This window comes from Carboxydothermus hydrogenoformans Z-2901 (genome assembly GCF_000012865.1).
GTDB lineage: Bacteria > Bacillota > Z-2901 > Carboxydothermales > Carboxydothermaceae > Carboxydothermus > Carboxydothermus hydrogenoformans.
On sequence record NC_007503.1, the window covers coordinates 1,031,858 to 1,051,198 of the forward strand.

At 39.9% G+C, this 19,341-nt stretch carries 20 protein-coding genes; 18 read left to right on the forward strand and 2 right to left on the reverse strand.

Annotation, left to right across the window (positions count from 1 at the left end):
* Nucleotides 1–17 precede the first annotated feature (17 nt).
* The 16 genes from CHY_RS05390 (at nucleotide 18) to CHY_RS05465 (ending at nucleotide 15,328) form a co-directional block, all read left to right on the forward strand.
* On the forward strand, nucleotides 18–2,222 hold the full coding sequence (locus CHY_RS05390; RefSeq protein ID WP_011344080.1) for a DNA translocase FtsK: 2,205 nt from the start codon (nucleotides 18–20) through the stop codon (nucleotides 2,220–2,222).
* 79 nt (nucleotides 2,223–2,301) lie between these two features.
* The gene (locus CHY_RS05395) at nucleotides 2,302–2,784 is read left to right on the forward strand and encodes a cell wall hydrolase (RefSeq protein WP_011344081.1); all 483 of its coding nucleotides are present in this window, start codon (nucleotides 2,302–2,304) and stop codon (nucleotides 2,782–2,784) included.
* A gap of 4 nt (nucleotides 2,785–2,788) precedes the next feature.
* On the forward strand, nucleotides 2,789–4,156 hold the full coding sequence (gene ypeB, locus CHY_RS05400) for a germination protein YpeB (RefSeq protein WP_011344082.1): 1,368 nt from the start codon (nucleotides 2,789–2,791) through the stop codon (nucleotides 4,154–4,156).
* Nucleotides 4,157–4,252: 96 nt separating this feature from the next.
* On the forward strand, nucleotides 4,253–5,293 hold the full coding sequence (gene mnmH / locus CHY_RS05405; protein ID WP_011344083.1) for a tRNA 2-selenouridine(34) synthase MnmH: 1,041 nt from the start codon (nucleotides 4,253–4,255) through the stop codon (nucleotides 5,291–5,293).
* Nucleotides 5,290–5,982: a helix-turn-helix domain-containing protein gene (locus CHY_RS05410; protein ID WP_011344084.1), complete on the forward strand. Its 693-nt coding sequence runs from the start codon at nucleotides 5,290–5,292 to the stop codon at nucleotides 5,980–5,982. Before mnmH ends, CHY_RS05410 begins: the two co-directional genes overlap by 4 nt.
* A 19-nt stretch (nucleotides 5,983–6,001) precedes the next feature.
* The gene (rimO, locus tag CHY_RS05415; protein ID WP_011344085.1) at nucleotides 6,002–7,318 is read left to right on the forward strand and encodes a 30S ribosomal protein S12 methylthiotransferase RimO; all 1,317 of its coding nucleotides are present in this window, start codon (nucleotides 6,002–6,004) and stop codon (nucleotides 7,316–7,318) included.
* Nucleotides 7,311–7,802 (forward strand): CinA family protein, encoded by a 492-nt coding sequence (locus tag CHY_RS05420; RefSeq protein WP_011344086.1) that lies wholly within the window; start codon nucleotides 7,311–7,313, stop codon nucleotides 7,800–7,802. Before rimO ends, CHY_RS05420 begins: the two co-directional genes overlap by 8 nt.
* Before the next feature lie 53 nt (nucleotides 7,803–7,855).
* Entirely contained in the window at nucleotides 7,856–8,887 is a 1,032-nt protein-coding gene (gene recA, locus CHY_RS05425; RefSeq protein WP_011344087.1) for a recombinase RecA, read from the forward strand.
* A 2-nt stretch (nucleotides 8,888–8,889) separates the two neighbouring features.
* Nucleotides 8,890–9,333, forward strand: coding sequence for a regulatory protein RecX (locus CHY_RS05430; RefSeq protein WP_011344088.1), 444 nt, complete (start codon nucleotides 8,890–8,892; stop codon nucleotides 9,331–9,333).
* Between the two features lie 131 nt (nucleotides 9,334–9,464).
* Complete coding sequence (gene rny, locus CHY_RS05435) at nucleotides 9,465–11,006, forward strand: ribonuclease Y (protein ID WP_011344089.1); 1,542 nt, start codon at nucleotides 9,465–9,467, stop codon at nucleotides 11,004–11,006.
* A gap of 89 nt (nucleotides 11,007–11,095) precedes the next feature.
* Nucleotides 11,096–11,590: a hypothetical protein gene (locus CHY_RS05440; RefSeq protein WP_011344090.1), complete on the forward strand. Its 495-nt coding sequence runs from the start codon at nucleotides 11,096–11,098 to the stop codon at nucleotides 11,588–11,590.
* Between the two features lie 17 nt (nucleotides 11,591–11,607).
* Nucleotides 11,608–12,384, forward strand: coding sequence for a TIGR00282 family metallophosphoesterase (locus CHY_RS05445; RefSeq protein ID WP_034541877.1), 777 nt, complete (start codon nucleotides 11,608–11,610; stop codon nucleotides 12,382–12,384).
* Nucleotides 12,385–12,505: 121 nt separating this feature from the next.
* Nucleotides 12,506–12,766 (forward strand): stage V sporulation protein S, encoded by a 261-nt coding sequence (locus CHY_RS05450; protein WP_028052328.1) that lies wholly within the window; start codon nucleotides 12,506–12,508, stop codon nucleotides 12,764–12,766.
* A 76-nt stretch (nucleotides 12,767–12,842) separates the two neighbouring features.
* On the forward strand, nucleotides 12,843–13,727 hold the full coding sequence (locus CHY_RS05455) for a dipeptidase (protein WP_011344093.1): 885 nt from the start codon (nucleotides 12,843–12,845) through the stop codon (nucleotides 13,725–13,727).
* Nucleotides 13,728–13,754: 27 nt separating this feature from the next.
* The gene (locus tag CHY_RS05460; protein ID WP_011344094.1) at nucleotides 13,755–14,906 is read left to right on the forward strand and encodes an aminotransferase class I/II-fold pyridoxal phosphate-dependent enzyme; all 1,152 of its coding nucleotides are present in this window, start codon (nucleotides 13,755–13,757) and stop codon (nucleotides 14,904–14,906) included.
* The gene (locus CHY_RS05465; protein ID WP_011344095.1) at nucleotides 14,903–15,328 is read left to right on the forward strand and encodes a DUF3842 family protein; all 426 of its coding nucleotides are present in this window, start codon (nucleotides 14,903–14,905) and stop codon (nucleotides 15,326–15,328) included. Before CHY_RS05460 ends, CHY_RS05465 begins: the two co-directional genes overlap by 4 nt.
* On the opposite strand, the gene CHY_RS05470 is transcribed toward CHY_RS05465, so the two are convergent.
* A complete protein-coding gene (locus CHY_RS05470) occupies nucleotides 15,329–15,604 on the reverse strand; it encodes an alpha/beta-type small acid-soluble spore protein (protein WP_084138863.1) in 276 nt (91 codons plus the stop codon).
* A 115-nt stretch (nucleotides 15,605–15,719) separates the two neighbouring features.
* Here CHY_RS05470 and guaB point away from each other — a divergent pair, with 115 nt between their 5' ends.
* Nucleotides 15,720–17,171, forward strand: coding sequence for an IMP dehydrogenase (guaB, locus tag CHY_RS05475; RefSeq protein WP_011344097.1), 1,452 nt, complete (start codon nucleotides 15,720–15,722; stop codon nucleotides 17,169–17,171).
* On the opposite strand, the gene CHY_RS05480 is transcribed toward guaB, so the two are convergent.
* The gene (locus CHY_RS05480; RefSeq protein ID WP_011344098.1) at nucleotides 17,159–18,019 is read right to left on the reverse strand and encodes an AAA family ATPase; all 861 of its coding nucleotides are present in this window, start codon (nucleotides 18,017–18,019) and stop codon (nucleotides 17,159–17,161) included. The genes guaB and CHY_RS05480 overlap by 13 nt on opposite strands.
* 28 nt (nucleotides 18,020–18,047) lie before the next feature.
* Between CHY_RS05480 and CHY_RS05485 the strand changes: the two genes are divergently transcribed.
* Entirely contained in the window at nucleotides 18,048–19,340 is a 1,293-nt protein-coding gene (locus tag CHY_RS05485; RefSeq protein ID WP_162485063.1) for a VWA domain-containing protein, read from the forward strand.
* The last annotated feature ends 1 nt before the right edge of the window (nucleotide 19,341 follow it).

The window sequence follows — 19,341 nt, forward strand, 5'->3', positions numbered from 1 at the left end:
CTTTTTGGAGGGATTGAATGGCAAAATACAAGAATACCAAGCAGAAAAATAAAAAAAGTTTTACCGGTGAATTGTTGGGAATTTTTTTAATGCTCTTGGGAATGATTGGAGTCGTCAGTATTTTCTCGGATAAAACCGGCTCGATAGGATTGTTTTTCCGGCACTGGTTTACCGTTTTTGCCGGTCAGGGGAGTTTTCTTTTACCATTAATTATTTTTGCTATTGGTTTTAAACTTTCTTTTGGTCATACTATTAAACACTTTGGTAAAAAAGAAGCGGGTTTACTTGTCCTCGTGGCAGCATTTTTGATTTTTTTAACGATAAAACTACCGTTAAGCGTAATGTTTACCATGGCCTGGCAGGGTGACGGGGGAGGAGTAATTGGGGCGCTCCTAACTTATGGTGCCTTAAAATCTCTGGGATTAGTAGGCACCTACCTTTTGCTCCTAACCCTTATTTTAATTGGATTTTTACTAATTTTGGATTTATCTTTTAAAGAATTTATGCAAAATCTCATTGGCGGTCTGAATAAAATAAAGGCTTTTGTGGTGGAAAGCATCTTTCCGTTGTTTATTGAGGAAGAAGAACTCAAGCCCAAAAAGCAAAGAAAAGAGCCCGTAATTATTGAGATGCCGCCACCGCCTGAACCTGTTTTTAATTTTCAATCGGAAAGCTTTCCGGTCCATGTAGAGGCAGAAGAAAGGGCTGCCCAAAAGGAGAAAGAAAATAAGAAAACCATAAAGGAAAACGACGAAAATATAACTTCCTTTGAACAGCTAAGTCTTAAAGATTTTGAAAAGTACCAACTGCCACCAATATCTCTGTTAAATCGGCCTAAATCATCCCGCAATCAAATGAATCGGGATATTTCCGAGAATATCAAAATCCTGGAAGAAACCCTTGAAAGTTTTGGGGTTCAAGCCACTGTTAAGGAAGTTTCCTGCGGACCGGCGATAACCCGCTATGAATTGGAACCTGCCCCAGGGGTTAAGGTTAGTAAGATAGTAAGCTTAGCTGACGATATTGCTTTAAAATTAGCGGCAGCGGATGTCAGAATTGAAGCGCCAATTCCAGGAAAAGCCGCGGTTGGAATTGAAGTTCCCAACAAAGAAATAAATATGGTGGTATTAAGAGAAATTATCGAAACTCCTGAATTTCAGAATCAAGCTTCACCCCTTGCTTTTGCCCTGGGCAAGGATATTGCCGGTAAACCAATTGTGGCCGATCTCCAAAAAATGCCTCATTTACTCATTGCTGGAGCAACAGGATCGGGGAAAAGTGTTTGTTTAAATACCCTGATTTCCAGCATTTTATTCCGGGCAACTCCACAGGAAGTAAAGTTTCTGATGATCGACCCGAAAATGGTCGAGCTGGTTACTTTTAACGGCATTCCCCATTTAATTAGCCCGGTAGTTACCAATGCCAAAAAAGCAGCCATTTCTCTCCGCTGGGCTGTGAGAGAAATGGAGCGGCGCTATGAACTTTTTGCCAAGTACGGAGTTCGGGATATAACGCGCTTTAACAGCTTAGTTTTAACTAAAGGTGGCGAGGATTTAAGTTATTTGCCTTACATCGTTATTATTATTGATGAGCTGGCCGATTTAATGATGGTTTCTCCAGCAGAAGTGGAGGATTCTATCTGCCGGTTAGCACAAATGGCGCGAGCTGCCGGGATGCATTTGGTTGTAGCAACTCAACGTCCTTCGGTGGACGTAATAACCGGTTTAATAAAAGCCAATATTCCTTCACGGATATCGTTCGCGGTTTCCTCGCAGACCGATTCCCGTACTATCTTGGACATGGCTGGTGCGGAAAAACTTTTAGGAAAAGGAGATATGCTGTTTTTTCCGGTTGGCGCCTCCAAACCCATTCGCGTTCAAGGAGCTTACATGTCCGATAAAGAAGTGGAAGCGGTGGTGGAGTTTTGGAAAAAACAGGGGGACCCCGAATTTTCGTCCGAGTTCGAGCAGGAACTGGATGTCGAAGAAGATTCACAGTTGGAAGAAGACGAGTTATTGCCGCAGGCGGTGAAAATTGTCATGGATGCCGGGCATGCCTCGATTTCCCTTCTCCAAAGACGTCTTAGAATTGGATATGCCCGGGCAGCTCGTTTAATTGACCAAATGGAAAGAAAAGGAATTGTTGGGGGCTATGAAGGAAGTAAACCGCGGTCTGTGTTAATTTCATACGAACAATATAAAGAAATGTTTAAGGACCTTTAAAGGAAAAAACCTTTAAAGGTCCTTTTTTTGTATAAACTTACCGTAAAATAAGAAAACTATGATTACAGGTGGTGAGAAAATGACAAAAACTAAAACAAAACTAAAACTTATAGCGGTAGTAGCCCTGGTAATTTTCTGGGCGGGTAGCGTAACTTACTATTACAATCAGGTTTTGGCCGCCAAGCCGAAAGCGTACACTTATTCGGGAATTAGCGATCTTTATCTTTTAGCCCGGATTATTCGGGCGGAAGCGGAAGGGGAACCGTATGCAGGAAAGGTTGCCATAGCTGCGGTTATTTTAAACCGGGTACGGCACCCCGGATTTCCCAACACCATTGCCGGGGTAATTTTTCAGCCTGGTGCTTTTGAATCGGTTGCCAACGGGCGTTTTTGGTCGCTACTGCCGAACCGGGAAAGTATTAAAGCTGCCTATGATGCTCTGCGCGGTTGGGATCCAACATATGGTGCTCTATTTTTCTGGAATCCGGCCAAAAAGGTTTCCCGGTGGATTTGGACCAGAAAAATCATAGCAAGGATTGGCAAACATGTTTTCGGGAGATGATGGAATGAAAAGGACTATTGCCGTTATCCTGGGCAGTTTATTGTTAGTAGGTTTATTTATCTGGGGTTACGATCAAAGTCAAAAAAAGAATCGGCTTTACTGGGAATTAAATAGTCAGTACCGTAGGGCTTTTGAAGAATTATACGGACACAGTAAAACCTTGGAAGCCCAGGTGGGAAAAACATTGGTTTCCATGTCACTGCAGCAAAATTTAAAGCAGGCGGCCAAGGGGTGGCGGCAGGCTTATGCTGTTGTGGAAGATTTGGGACAACTGCCGGTAACTACTTTTTCCCTGGAAAAAACAAAAGCATTTTACAATCAGCTTGGAGACTTTACCTATACCGTTGCCATTAAAGATACCGAAGGTAAATCGTTGAGCCCTGAAGAAAGAAAAACCCTGGCAACCTACTATAATGAGCTGAAAAAAATTAACAATAAACTGGAAAAAGCGGTAGATATCTTAAAAAATCAACCGATTATGATAACTAAAGAAACCAAACTATATTCCCTCCGGGAAGATTTGATGCCGGAAGCGATAGTTAATGCCTTGCGAGATGTGGAAAACAATGTTTTAGATCTGAGAAATAAAAAGGTTGCTTACGAAGGTGATTTTGTCAACATTAATCCCTACCCTTTAGGAATAAAAGGTAAACCGGTTTCCATGATTGAGGCGAAAACAATAATTAAAGATTTCTTGGGGCAGGAAGCTGCTGGCAGGATGATTTTGCCGGTTACCAGGGTCAATGGTTTAATTCCGACGTATTTGTACGAAGTGATCGACCGTCAAGCTAAAACGAAAATTTATTATAATGTTTCCGTTAACGGGGGCAAAATTCTTAGCTTTTTGACTACAAGGCCAACCTCTTCTCCTTCTTTAACGGTTAATGAATGCGTTCAAAAAGCAAAAAAATATCTTCTTAAGTTCGGTTTTGGAAACATAGAGCCCACGGAGATAGATAAAATAGATAACGAATTAAGTATTACCTTTGTTAGTAAAGTAGGTGATATATTATATTACCCCAAAGTTATTAAGGTAAAAGTGGGAATGGATAAAGGAGATGTTACGGCTTTTGAAGGAACCCAGTATTACATGTACGATAGGCCACGACCGCTTAATAAACTCCTTTTAACTGAAGCTAAAGCTAAAAAAAATATTAACCCGCATTTAAAGATTTTACGAACCCGCAAAGCCGTAATTTTAAATGACAGAAACCAGGAGATCTTAACGTACGAGTTTTTAGGTGAATTGCTGGGGGAAAAATATTTAATTTACGTAAATACCGAAACGGGTAAGGAAGAAAAGATTGTGAGGTTAAAGGAATTTAAAATAACTCCGGCAAAGGATGCGGAAACGGTTTTTAACTACGAATAATTCACCGGGCGGATGCCCGGTTTTTATTATTGACCGGAAAAATTGCCGGTGTTATACTTAATCGAGACTCTTTCATTAGCTTACGGGTGATACTCCATGAAAAGCGTAACTTTTTCCGACGTAAAAAATTTAAAAAATCCGGTGTTTGTTGATGTCCGTTCTCCTAAAGAGTTTATTGAGGATCACATTCCCGGCGCCCTGAATTTACCGCTTTTTAGTGATTGGGAAAGGGAAGTTATAGGTAAAATATATAAATTTCAAGGCGTAAGCCAGGCAAAATTAGCAGGATTAAATTTTTTATCTCCAAAGCTTCCCCGCATGGTGAATGAAATCCTTAAATATAAAGAACAGGGAGATGTCGTAATTTATTGCTGGCGGGGAGGTTTAAGAAGTTTTGTTTTGGCAGAAATTCTGAGGATGGTTGATATCTATGTTTACCGTTTAGAAGGGGGCTATAAAAGTTACCGCAGAGAAGTAGTTAAATTCTTTGAAACAGTTGAAAATTTGCATCCTATTGTTCTCTACGGAATGACCGGGGTTGGGAAAACAAAAATTTTAGAAAACTTACAACGGCAAGGATTACCGGTTTTAAACTTAGAAAAACTTGCCAATCACCGGGGTTCGGTTTTTGGACATTTGGGGCTTGAGCCCCAGCCCTCCCAAAAATTTTTTGAATCTAAATTATACGAAGTTTTAAAGGATTTGCAGGGAATCCCCTTTTTAACGGAAGGAGAAAGCCAAAAGATCGGAAAACTTTTTATTCCCAGAGGATTGTTTAAAAAGATGCAGAAAGCACCGGTGGTATTGTTAGAATTGCCGGAAGAAAAGCGTATTGAAAACCTCATGTTTGAATATAAAGCGGAAAAAATTGATATTGAATTGTTTATAAAAGCTTTGCAAAGTATTACACCCTATTTGGGCAGAGCAAAGGTGGAAAAGCTTATAGAAGATTTAAGAATGCGAAGATTTTATGATTTTACTAAGACTCTGCTTCTTGACTATTATGACCCTCTTTATAAAAAATCCACGGCCTATTTACAAAATATAAAAAAGGTTATTTCCGGAAAAGATATTGATGAACTAACCGCAAAAGTAGGGGAATTTTGGAGGGAAGTGGCAGGAGGGAAACAAAAATGATTGGGGAAAAATTAAGAAAACGCCGGGAACAATTAGGTTTAACCATAAAACAAGTGGAAGAAGAGATTAAGATCCGTAGTAAGTATCTACAAGCTTTGGAAGAGGAAAGGTTTGATGAACTTCCTGGGAAAGCTTATATAAAACCTTTTTTACAAAGCTATGCCCGCTTTTTAGGTGTAACGATCGAGCCCGAAGATTTGCCAACAATCGTGGTAAATACAGAGCAATCTATCTCGGAGCAGACAAAACAAGTTAAGGCTTTTAAAGAAGAAAAAAAATTTTTTCTACCATTAAAAACTGTCTTTATTACGTTGTTCTTTCTTATTATAACCAGTGCCTTGGTTTATACTTTTATAAGCGGCAGAATAACCAAAGAACCCAGTAAGGCCATCAAACCTCCTGTTCCCGGTAAAGTTTATCAAAAACAAAGCCAAAGGGTACTGCCGGTGAAAAGCTTTGAAAAAACGATTATTGTTAGGGCCGTTTACGGGCCTTGCTGGTTAGAAGTTAAAGAAGAAGATAAGGTTGTCTTTACGGGTAAAATCAATCCTCCTGCCGAAAAACAATTTATTTCGACCAAACCCGTTAATATAAAATTTGGCAATGCCGGAGCGGTAGTGGTAACTGTAAATGGAGTGACCTACGGAACCCCAGGAAAGATGGGCCAGGTGGTTAAAATAACATATTAAGGGTAAGAGGTGAAAGTAGTTGAAATATTTTATCCTTTCCTTGGGCTGTACCAAAAATCAAGCGGATAGTGAAGTAATAATGGGAATCCTGGAAAGTAAAGGGTATGTGCGCTCTTTAAATCCGGAAGAAAGCGATTTATTAATTGTAAATACCTGTGGTTTTATTGCTGCGGCCATTGAAGAAAGTATTGAGGAAATTTTAAATCTTGTTCACCTGAAAAAACCCGGACAAAAAATCCTGGTTGCCGGTTGTTTGGTCCAAAGGGAGGGTAAAGAGTTAGCAAAACATTTACCGGAGGTTGACCTATTTTTTACTCCCCGGGAAATAAATAACCTTGATAAACTTTTAGCTGATTTAGGAGAAAATAATAAGTTAGTTTTAAGCGAGCCGGGATTTTTAAACTTGGAAAAAAAACCGCGAGCTAAAAGCAATGAGGTCTATCGTTATATCAAGATTGCCGATGGCTGTGATAACCGTTGTACCTATTGTACTATACCGGCAATTCGGGGTAAATACACCAGCAGGCCGCTTGATGATATTTTAGAAGAAATTAAAGATACCCTAAAACAGGGAATTAAAGAAATCATTTTGGTAGCTCAGGATACCACCGCGTACGGTATTGATCTTTATGGGGAGTTTAAATTGGTTGAACTTTTAAGAAAAATTGGCAGCATTAAAGGAAATTTTTGGGTAAGGTTGATGTATCTTTATCCCGATAAAATTACTCCCGAATTAATTAACGAGATTAAAGAAAATCCCAAGGTAATTAAGTACGTCGATGTACCGTTACAGCATATTCATCCCGAAATTTTAAAGAAAATGGGAAGGAAGGGAAGTAGTGAAGAAATTATATCAACCTTAGAAAGGCTCCGAAAAGAAATACCGGATATAACTATAAGGACTACCTTTATAGTTGGATTTCCGGGAGAGACGGAAGAACAGTTTAACTATCTTTTAGATTTTGTTAAAAAGTTTAAATTTAATCGCCTCGGGGCTTTTCCCTATTATCGCGAAAAAGGTACTCCCGCAGCAAAAATGAAGGGCCAAATACCGAAAAAAGTTAAGGAGCAACGTTATGAGAAATTAATGGAGGTGCAGCAAGAGATTTCCCTTAACTTAAACAAAGCTTTGGTAGGCAAAAAGATTCCCGTCATTGTTGAAAAAAAGATAAGAGGAGAAAACCTTTACCTTGGGCGAACCTATATGGATGCCCCCGAAATTGACGGAATAATTGAAATTAAAGCGGAAAAAAGATTGAAAAAGGGTCAAATTATTAATGTTTTAATAACCGATTATGATATATACGATTTAAAAGGAGAGTTTATAAATGATTGATAATACTTTATTTTCTTTGGCCCAAGAAGTGCAGCGGTTGTTTATTGCTAAGAATTTAACTTTGGCAACGGCTGAATCGTGCACCGGCGGACTTTTAGGAGCGGTAATTACTGCTGTTCCCGGAAGTTCTCAATATTATTTTGGAGGGGCAGTAGTTTATGCCAATGAAGCCAAAGAAATCTTAACCGACGTGGATAAAGACCTTTTACTTAAAAAAGGTGCGGTAAGCCCCGAAGTTGCTCAAGGCTTAGCGTTGGGAATAAAAAATAAGCTTAAAACAACGGTAGGAGTGGGTATCACGGGAATTGCCGGACCTTCTGGGGGTACACCGGATAAACCCGTTGGCTTGGTATATATCGGTATTGCGAATGTTCAGGATGTTAAAGCTTTTAAATATCAATTTAACGGTGATAGGCAGGAAATTAGAACGCAAACGGTAAAGGAGGCATTAAAACTTTTAATTCAAAATTGTTTTGACAATTAAACCGGCGAAAAGTTATAATAAACACGAACAAATGTTTTATGGAGGGAGCTTTTATGAATGATAAACTAAAAGCCTTAGAGCTTACCATTTCCCAAATTGAAAAGCAGTTTGGGAAAGGCTCAATTATGCGCCTGGGTGAAAACACCGGAAAATTTCAGGTGGAAGTAATTCCTACTGGTTCTCTGGCTCTGGATTTAGCCTTAGGGGTAGGTGGAGTTCCCAGAGGCCGGGTGGTTGAAATTTTTGGCCCCGAATCTTCCGGAAAAACTACCGTGGCTTTGCATATTATAGCGGAAGCGCAAAAAATGGGTGGTATCGCAGCATTTATTGATGCCGAACATGCGTTAGATCCGGTTTATGCCCAAAAATTAGGAGTTGATATTGAAAATCTCTTAGTTTCCCAGCCCGATACCGGCGAACAGGCTTTAGAGATAGCCGAAAGCTTGGTGAGAAGCGGTGCGATTGACGTGATTGTGATTGATTCGGTGGCTGCTTTAGTTCCGCGGGCGGAGATTGAAGGAGAAATGGGTGATGCTCATGTCGGTTTACAGGCCCGCCTTATGTCTCAGGCTTTAAGAAAGCTCACCGGGGCCATAAGTAAATCAAAAACTGTGGCGATCTTTATCAACCAAATGCGGGAAAAAGTAGGGGTTATGTTTGGAAACCCGGAAACTACTCCCGGAGGACGGGCCCTGAAATTTTATGCGTCAATTCGCATGGATGTTCGGAAGATAGATGTCATAAAACAAGGAAATGATATTATTGGCAGCCGCACGCGGGTAAAAATCGTTAAAAACAAAGTTGCCCCTCCTTTTAAACAGGCGGATTTTGATATTATGTACGGGGAAGGGATTTCCAAGGAAGGAAGTTTGTTGGATGTTGCTGTTGAGTTAAAAATTGTTCAAAAGGTCGGGTCTTGGTATTCTTACAATGATGAGCGATTGGGTCAGGGCCGGGAAAATGCCAAAGAGTTTTTACGGCAGAACCCGGAAATTTACAGAGAAATTGAGCAAAAGATCCGGGAGCAAGTATTGAACTCTCCAGAATCGTCGAGTTTTAAAAATTCCGAGGAGTTTGAGGAATAATTTTGAGTAGTCGGGCTTACCAAAAAGCCTTAAACTACCTTTCCCGTGCCCTGCGGACAACTGCAGAAGTGCGCCAGTATCTTTCAAAAAATGGTTTTTCCGATGAAGAAATTGAAGAGGCGATTTCCAGGCTTACTGCTATCGGTTATTTAGATGACAAACGGTACGTGGAAAATTATCTTTTAAGTGGAAAGGCTTTAAGATACGGAATATACCGAATAAAATCTAAGCTTTTGCAAAAAGGAATAGATTTGGAACTTTTAAATAATTTGCCGGTGGACGAAGAGGAGGAAGTTATTAAAGCAAAGGAGATTTTATTAAAGAAGTATAAACAGCTTGACCCAGAGGATTATGGCAAATATTACCGATTTTTGGTGGGACGTGGTTTTTCGCCGGCGGTGGCGCGAAAAGCAGTTTTCTTGACAGATGATAAGGAGAACGGGTAAAATATGGATAGGTGAAAGTAGAATGGGACCTGCCGATTGGTTTTGGCCTGTTGGTAGGTTTCTTATTCTATTTCAGCCGAGTAGAAACTCGGTTTTTTTTATTAGCTACCCGATAGTAAGGAGGTGAAAAATTGAATTTAATAACCGACATAATTATTGCTGTTGCTGGAGTTGGGGTTGGGGTTGCTGCAGGTTATGTTATCAGAAAAAACATTGCTGAGGCAGCCATCGGTTCCGCAGAAGCTCAGGCTAAAAAAATAATTGACGAAGCAACAAAAGCCGCTGAAGCCAAGAAAAGAGAAGCGGTTTTAGAAGCAAAAGAAGAAATTTTAAAAATGAAAAATGAAGTAGAAAGAGAACACCGGGAAAGACGCCAGGAATTGCAACGTTTAGAGCGCAGGCTTCTTTCCAAGGAAGAAACCTTGGATCGGAAAATAGAAAGTTTTGAGAGAAAAGAAGAGCAGTTAGCCAAAAAGGAGCAGGAAATAGAGAATTTGCGGCAAAGCTTAGAGGAGACGCTGCAAAAAGAATTGGCTGAGTTAGAACGGATTTCGGGACTTTCTACCGAGGAGGCAAGGGAGCTCCTTCTAAAACAAGTGGAAGAAGAAGTTCAACAAGAAATGGCCTTATTAATCAAGGAAATTGAAACAAAGGCCAAAGAAGAGGCCGAAAAAAGAGCCAGGGAAATTATTACATTAGCAATTCAAAGATGTGCTGCTGATCATGCGGCCGAAACCACAGTTACGGTTGTTGCCCTCCCCAATGATGAGATGAAAGGAAGAATAATAGGGCGTGAAGGTCGGAACATAAGGACTTTTGAATCTTTAACGGGTGTTGATTTAATTATTGATGATACCCCCGAGGCTGTTATTCTTTCCGGGTTTGATCCAATCCGCCGGGAAATCGCCCGACGAGCCCTGGAAAAGTTAATCCAGGATGGGAGAATTCACCCGGCGCGTATTGAGGAAATGGTGGAAAGGGCTACCAAAGAAGTAGAGCAAGATATAAGGGAAGCTGGTGAACAAGCAGCTTTTGAGGTTAACGTTCACGGTTTACATCCCGAGATTATTAAACTACTTGGTAGGTTAAAATTTAGAACAAGTTACGGACAAAATATTTTAAAGCATTCTATTGAGGTTGCCCACTTAGCCGGCTTAATGGCTGCTGAGTTGGGAGCTGATGTTGCTTTAGCAAAACGGGCTGGGCTTTTGCACGATATCGGGAAAGCCGTTGACCATGAAGTGGAAGGATCCCATGTGGAAATTGGGGTTGAGCTTGCTAAAAAATACCGCGAGCATCCGGAAGTTTTACATGCAATTGCCACCCATCATGGTGATGAAGAGCCAAAAACAGTGGAAGCAGTACTTGTGCAAGCTGCCGATGCCATTTCTGCCGCAAGACCCGGAGCAAGGCGTGAAACTTTGGAAGCCTATCTTAAACGGCTCGAAAAATTAGAAGGAATTGCTAATGAGTTTGAAGGTGTGGAGAAATCTTATGCTATCCAGGCTGGCCGGGAACTAAGAATCCTGGTAAAACCTGAAAAGATAGATGACCTGGCTTCCGTTCGTTTAGCTCGGGAGATTGCTAAGAAAATTGAAGAAGAGGTGGAATATCCCGGGCAAATAAAAGTTACCGTTATACGGGAAACCAGGGCAGTCGATTACGCAAAATAGGCAAAAAAACGACCCGCAGGGGTCGTTTTTAATTATAGAAGGAAAAAATGGTTTTGTGGTAGAATTAATTTATGGTGGGTGAGATAGCAATGAAAAATCCTGCGAAATCCGTTAAAAATGAAACCATTGTAAATCTTCTCACATCAATCTTCCTTTTACATCCCGAGCTGGCAGCGATACAAATTGATTCCAATGCCAAGCAAGTTAAATTAAAATACTTTATTGAAAGCCAGAAAGATGTTACCCAAAGGCTTAAGAAGACCGAGTATTTATGGAAAAGTTATTTAGACTTAAAAAAGATGGGGAAATATACGTTAGAGATAAAATGCAGTTCCCTGGAAAACTATGTTATGATAGAAGTATTCAGGGATTTAAATACCTTTCATTTAGGGGAATTAAATTTTGCAGTTCAGGTGGGAAAAGGGTTAGGTTTTAATTACCTTACCGATGAATTTAACGATGTTCTTGATTTTATCGAAGTTGACGAGCAGCATATAAGTTTACTTTTAGAAAATACCAAACGAAGTTTTTATAACACGGTATTTGCGTTCCGTGAGGAAGGAAGAGTTGTGATAGCTAATTAGAAACGGAGGATATGGCTTTGAATATTTTAATACTCGGGGATATAGTAGGACGGGTGGGACGCCGAGGGGTTAAAGAGGTTATTCCCCGGATACTGGAAAAGCATATGGTAGATTTTATCATTGCCAATGGGGAAAACGCGGCGGGAGGAAATGGTTTAACCCCGGAAATTGCTCAAGAACTATTTGCCGCAGGAATTAACGTTTTAACGATGGGAAACCACACCTGGGATAAAAAAGAAATATTTACCATAATCAATGATGAAGCGCGCATTATTCGTCCGGCGAATTACCCTCCCGGGACCCCGGGACAGGGGTATGGGATTTTTAGGGTTAATGGGAAAAATGTTGCGGTAGTTAACTTAATGGGACGGGTATTTATGGCCGAGTTGGACTGTCCCTTTCGCAAAATGGACGAAATACTTTTAGAACTGCAAGATGTTGATTACATAATTGTAGACTTTCATGCCGAAGCTACTTCGGAGAAAATAGCCCTTGGCTGGTATCTGGATGGCAGGGTTTCTTTAGTTTTTGGCACCCATACCCATGTTCCGACGGCCGATGAACGGATTTTACCCGGGGGAACCGCCTATATTACCGACGTGGGGATGAGTGGGCCGTTAAATTCGGTGATTGGAGTTAAAACTAATTTGGTACTCCAAAAGTTTTTAACGCAAATGCCTCAAAGATTTGAAAGTGCCAGCGGTCCCTATATTGTTTCCGGAATTTTGGTATCCCTGACGGAGGATGGTAAAGCAGAGAATATAACCCGTATTCAGTATATTGAGGGAGAGTAAAGGGGAAATTCCCAGTAAAAATTTAAAAAAAATTTAAAAATAAAAAAGGAAATTTCCCTAAAATAGCGAATATATTGATATACCAGATATAGTAAAATATACAAACTAAGGAGGTTTGCTAATGGAAGTGTTGAAAGTTTCAGCAAAGTCTAATCCAAATTCGGTAGCCGGTGCTTTAGCTGGGGTTATCCGGGAAAGAGGCAGCGCGGAGTTACAAGCTATTGGTGCAGGGGCGATTAATCAAGCGGTGAAAGCTGTGGCGATTGCCCGTGGTTATGTAGCGCCCAGCGGCTTGGATCTGGTATGCATCCCTGCCTTCACCGACATCGTTATCGACGGTGAAGAACGGACTGCCATAAAATTAATTGTTCAGCCCCGTTAAAAAGTTTTAAGTGAAATGCCTGTTTATCTTTACGATAGACAGGCATTTATTCTTTCTAAGGAGAGTGAAATGATTGATGATTATCGACTGTCATCTGGATTCTTTAGTATTTTACTATAATAAGGGTTTAAATTTTTTTAAGGAAATTGATCCAGAAGCTCAAACCAGCTGGAGAAGTTTAAAAGAAGCAGACGTTGTACCATTTTTAGCTATCTACATTGAAGAAAAATTTAAACCCGATGGAGCCTGGGAAAGATTTATCCAGATCTATAATTTTTATCAGAATTATTTAAATAGCTTGTTTAACCACGAGAAAACTTCCTTTTACTTAAGTGTGGAAGGTGGGGAAGTAATAGATAATCTTTTGCGAATTGTACATTTAAAGCAACTGGGGGTAGCTTCTCTTACCCTTACCTGGAATTATAAAAATTTAATTGCCGACGGTGTTTTAGAAAATAACCCCCAAGGCCTTACTACTTTTGGCCGGAAGGTGGTGCGGGAATTAAACGAGAAAAAAATTCTGATAGATGCTGCCCATCTTGCTGAACCCGGATTTTGGGATTTAATAGATTTATCGGAAAAACCTTTTATTGTCTCCCATGCCAACTGCCGAAGCCTTTGTGACCATCCCCGTAATCTTAGCGACCGGCAAATAAAAGCTTTAGCGGCAAAAGGCGGGGTAATTGGAATTAGCTTTGTCCCGGACTTTATATCTGCCGAATTTCCCACCTTAGAAAAGTTAGTGGCCCATTTTATCCACGTTGCTGAAATTGCAGGGGTTAATGTATTAGCAATTGGTTCTGATTTTGATGGAATGGAGAAAAGAGCTGAAGGAGTAGAAGATTGTAGCAAGTACGAAAATTTAAAGGAAGCGTTACTGAGGGCCGGATTTTTACCCGGTGAGGTTGAAAAAATATTTTACCAAAATATTGATAGAGTTTTAAAAGAAGTGTTATATTAATTTTAAAAATTAAAAGGTGGGTAGGGGATGAAATTTTCAACCGGTATTTTTGACGAATTATCGATGCTGATTAAAAAAGTATCTAAAGAGCGCGACGTGATAAATTTAAGCATCGGAAGTCCCGATTTACCGCCACACCCTAAAATAATTGAAGTGTTGGCCAAAGAGGTACAGGATTTCCAAAACTATGGATATACCTTAAATCCAGGCTTAGAGGAATTAAGAGAAGGTTTAATTGCCTGGTATCAAAAAAAGTATGGAGTTAATTTAAAAATTGATGAAACCCTTGTATTACTCGGCTCGCAAGAGGGCTTGGCTCATTTACCCCTTTCTTTCTTGAATCCGGGAGATCTGGTGTTAGTACCAAATCCCGGTTATCCTATATATGAAGCGGCAGCAAAACTTGCGGGAGCAAAGATTTATTATTACCCTTTATTAGAGGAAAATAATTATCGTTTGGACATTGAAAAGATTCCTTATGATATTTTACGGACGGCAAAAATTATTTTTCTTAACTACCCTAATAACCCTTTGACTGCCATGGCCAATTACGAATTTTTTGAAAAACTTGTATTTTATGCCAAAAAATATGGTTTTATCTTAGTTAATGATTTGGCTTATGGAGAATTAACTTTTGATGAGACCAGAAGTATTAGTCTTTTAGAAATTCCTGAAGCAATTGACGTTGCAGTTGAATTTTATTCCGTTTCAAAATCATTTAATTTAGCGGGAATCAGGGTAGGTTTTGCTGCCGGTAATCAAAAGGTTATTTCCGCTTTAACAATATTAAAATCAAATATTGATTACGGCGTTTTTAAGCCTTTGCAAAAAGCGGCTTTAGAAGCGTTTAAGCTTAGAGAGGTTATTATCCCGGATTTAGTTAAGACTTATGAAAAAAGGAGAAATGTTCTTATTAAAACTTTATCCGAGTATGGCTGGCAAGTAAAACCTCCTTTAGCTACAATGTTTGTCTGGGCCCAGCTTCCTGATGGAATAAAAGATTCAAGAAAGTTTTCTTTAGATCTTCTCACCAATGCTGGTGTAGCAGTAACTCCGGGTATCGGATTTGGAGACCTCGGTGAGGGGTACGTTCGAATTGCCCTGGTGGCGGACGAGGATAAACTTGCGGAAGCAGGAAAAAGAATCGGTGAATATTTGCAGTACAGGAGGGTAGTATGAGAATTGCGGTTATTGATGGTCAGGGCGGAGGCATTGGGAAGTACATTATTGAAAGAATACGTAAAGCTTTTGGCCAGGAGATTGAAATAATCGCTATTGGAACCAACAGTCATGCAACTTACAGCATGTTAAAGGCAGGAGCAAATGAGGGGGCAACGGGCGAATCTGCTCTTATTTATAATTTGTCCCGGGTTGACATCATCTTGGGCCCGATTGGAATTGCTTTTCCCTACGGGATGCTTGGGGAGATTACACCGGAAATGGCAAAAGCTTTTTCCTTGGCCAATATTAAAAAAATTTTGTTACCACTGGCCCGGGAAAATTATTTATTTGCGGGAATTGGTGACCTGCCTCTTCCCCATATGGTTGATGACTTGTTAGAACTCTTAGCCAAAGAAATACAAAAAAGAAGTGGTAATTAGCTACCACTTCTGTTGTAATTGCTGTTCTGCCAAGGCAATTAATTTTTTTACCATGTTACCACCAATTTTTCCACCAAGCCTTCCACCAACCCGGCCGCATTCCCGGGATGGAACTTCACCCCAGTAGCCGTCTTTAACTTGGTCATAAATACCGATTTCCCTGGCGGCTTCGATTTTCATTTTTTCTAAGTTTTGTCTGTAGGTGGTGTCGTCGGTGCCGATGCCCAGTTCCCCGGCAACCTCATATTTAAGTTTTTCCAATGGTGATTTCACCACTGTCACCACCTCCAATTATATTTTTTGTCAAATTAAAATAATTATTCGAACAATTATTGGGGTATAAGTATAAATTTTGCAAAATTGATAAAATAATGAAAGAGGAGGAATTAGAATGGAGTCAAAAATAGTTAAAGAAGGATTAACTTTTGATGATGTACTTTTGATTCCTGCAAAATCGGAAGTATTACCCAGAGATGTGGATACTACTACGCGTTTTACGAAAAAGATCAAATTAAATATTCCCATAGTTAGTGCAGGTATGGATACGGTAACCGAAGCGCGGATGGCTATAGCTATGGCCCGGGAGGGAGGAATTGGGGTCATACATAAAAATATGTCTATTGAAGAGCAAGCGATGGAGGTGGATAAAGTTAAACGGTCCGAACATGGAATTATTGCTGACCCAATATCGCTGTCGCCGGAGCATTTAATTAGAGATGCTTTGGAAATAATGGAACGGTACCATATTTCAGGAGTACCCATTACCGTTGAGGGAAAGCTGGTAGGAATCATAACCAATAGAGACTTACGCTTTGAATCGGATTACAGCAAAAAAATTGCTGATGTCATGACCAAAGATAATTTAATTACCGCACCGGTAGGAACGAGTTTAAAAGAGGCGGAAAAAATACTGCAAAAGCATAAAATAGAAAAGTTACCTTTAGTAGATGAAAATTTCCATTTAAAAGGCTTAATTACGATTAAAGATATTGAAAAAACCCGGAAATATCCTAATGCCGCAAAAGACGAAAAAGGAAGGTTGCGGGTTGCAGCGGCGGTCGGGGTTAGTCGAGACATGATGGACAGGGTTAAGGCTTTAGTTGAGGCTAAAGTCGATGCGATTGTGGTGGATACTGCGCACGGTCACTCCCGGGGTGTATTAGAGGCAGTATATAAAATCAAAAGCAAATATCCAGAAGTGGAATTAGTTGCCGGAAATGTGGCCACTGCTGAAGCTACCGAAGATTTAATCAAAGCCGGTGCCGATGCGGTAAAGGTGGGCATTGGTCCAGGGTCAATTTGTACCACCCGGGTAGTGGCGGGGATTGGGGTTCCACAAATTACCGCCATTCTTGATTGCGCTGAAGTTGCCATGAAGTATGATGTACCCATTATTGCCGATGGAGGTATTAAATATTCCGGGGATATCACCAAGGCATTAGCCGCGGGTGCTGATACAGTTATGCTGGGAAGTTTGTTGGCTGGAACCGAAGAAAGCCCCGGGGAAATTGAAATCTGGCAAGGGCGGAGCTATAAAGTTTACCGCGGAATGGGTTCTTTAGGCGCGATGAAAGAGGGAAGCAAGGATAGATATTTCCAGGAAAACGAGCAAAAGTTGGTGCCGGAAGGAGTAGAGGGAAGAGTTCCCTTTAAAGGGCCTGTTTCGGAAACTATTTTTCAATTAATTGGTGGACTTCGGGCCGGAATGGGATACTGTGGTGTTCGCAATATTTATGAATTAAAAACCAAAACAAAATTTATCAAAATTACCCAGGCAGGGCTTAGAGAAAGTCATCCGCATGATGTAACCATTACAAAAGAAGCGCCCAATTACAGCTTGTAATTGGGCAGCTCTTTTTCTTTTACGTATTTTAAATCTTCCCAGTGCTTAAGTAACACGCCCAGGGTGGTATCCAGTACTTCGGGATTTAATGAGGTTAAATTTAATAATTTTATAGTTTTGGCCATTTCCACCGTTTCGGCAATGCTTGGTTTCTTTTTTAAATCCCTGGCTCTTAAACGGTTGGCAAAATCTACGATTTGGCCTGCAAGTTTGGCATCAATTCCCGGAACTTTGTTTAAAATGATTTCAACTTCCCGCTCCCGGGCGGGATAGTCAAGGTAAAGATAAAGGCAACGACGCCTCAGGGCATCGGAAAGTTCCCGGGAGTTATTGCTGGTAATTATGATAAACGGTGGATTTTTGGCTTTTATCCTACCTAATTCGGGAATGGTTATGGCATATTCTGCTAAAGTTTCTAAAAGGAAACTTTCAAACTCTTCATCGCTTTTATCAATTTCATCGATAAGCAAAACGGTTTTAGTTGCGGAAGTTAGAGCTTTTAAAAGGGGGCGGGGTAGGAGAAACTCTTCACTGTATAAATCCTTTTTTACTTCTTGCCAGTTGTTTTTTACCGTTTGTAAAAACAAAAGCTGCTTTTGGTAATTCCATTCATAGAGGGCTTTGGCCTCATCCAATCCAGGATAACACTGAAGCCTTAAGAGCGGAACTTTTAAGGCTTGACTAACTGCAAGGGCAACTTCGGTTTTGCCTACGCCTGCCGGGCCTTCAATTAAAAGCGGTTTTTCTAAATTGTAGGCTAAATAAATTGCGGTTGCAATTTGCTTATCGCTAAAATAACCCACTTTGCTCAAACGGGAAGCTATATCTTCGGGATTTTTAAAAGGCATTATGTTCCCTCCTGAAAAGGTGATTGACATGATGGAACCTTTACTTGATTTTATTAATTATCTGCGGCGTCAGGGTATTACCTGCTCTCTTGCCGAAACCATAGACTTTTTTAACGCCCTCAGCGCTTTAGAACGACCTTTAACTATCCAAAACTTCAAGAATATTGTTAAAATTACTCTGGCCAAAACTCCCGAACAGCAAAAAATTTTAGACGATATTTTTTCCTACCTTCTAATTGAAGATTATAACTTAAATTTACCAACTTTAAAAGATAAGGGTGAGGATGCGGGGGATTTAGGCTTACCGTCGGGGCAAATTGGTAATGAGGAAAGTTTATATTTTTTACTCCGCATTAACAACGAAGAAGCCATAAAAAAGCTTTTAGGCAGCCAGGAAAATTGGTCGGCGGAGATTAAAGAGTTTTTAGCTAACGTTAAACGGAAGATAAATTGGTATGAAAATCTTTATAAGATTGAAAAAGAATTTGGAATTGATGTGCGTAAACTAACTGAAGAAGAGTTAGAAAAATATTTAGTATATCTTTATAAAAATAAAAACCAAAATTTTAAAACCAAGCCTCTCCAAACAACCCTTGACCTGACGGAAAAGGATCTTTTAGAAATAGACCCGCTGGAAAAAGCGGTATTGGATGGTTATCTTAAAAAAATTGCTCAAAATTTAGCCTGGAAAAAAAGTTACCGAAAAAAGCTGGCAAGGCGCGGAGTTTTTAATGGCCCAAACACTTTCCGGTTAACCCTAAAAACCGGCGGAGTTCCCACGCAAATAGTTTGTCATCAGTATAAATTAAAGCCGGCGGAAATTATTCTGTTACTGGATATAAGTGGTTCCATGGCAGATTACTCCAGCTTCTTTTTAAAATTCACCTATCATATTGCCGCACGGTTTCAAAAAATTAATTTATTCTTATTTGTGGATAAAGTAACCGATGTCACCAACCTTTTAAATTTGCCCTACCGGGAATTTATTGAAACTTTGGAGAAGGAAAAGTTAAGTTATACAGGCTTTTCTGATTACCGGAGAGCTTTTTTAGAGTTTTTGCAAAATAAACCCAAGCTTTTAAACAGGCAAAAAGTATTGATAATTTTGGGAGATGCAAAAAATAACTGGCAGGATTCCGGTGCGGAATATTTAAAGGAAATTAAAAAAAGGGTAAAAAAAATCTTTTGGTTAACCCCTTTAACCATGGAAGAAACAAGTAAAACCGATTGTGTAATTCATGAATACAAACCTTTTATTGATAAAATATTTTTATGCCGAAGCTTAAAGGATATCGAAAAATTTTACCGGGACCTGTTTTAAA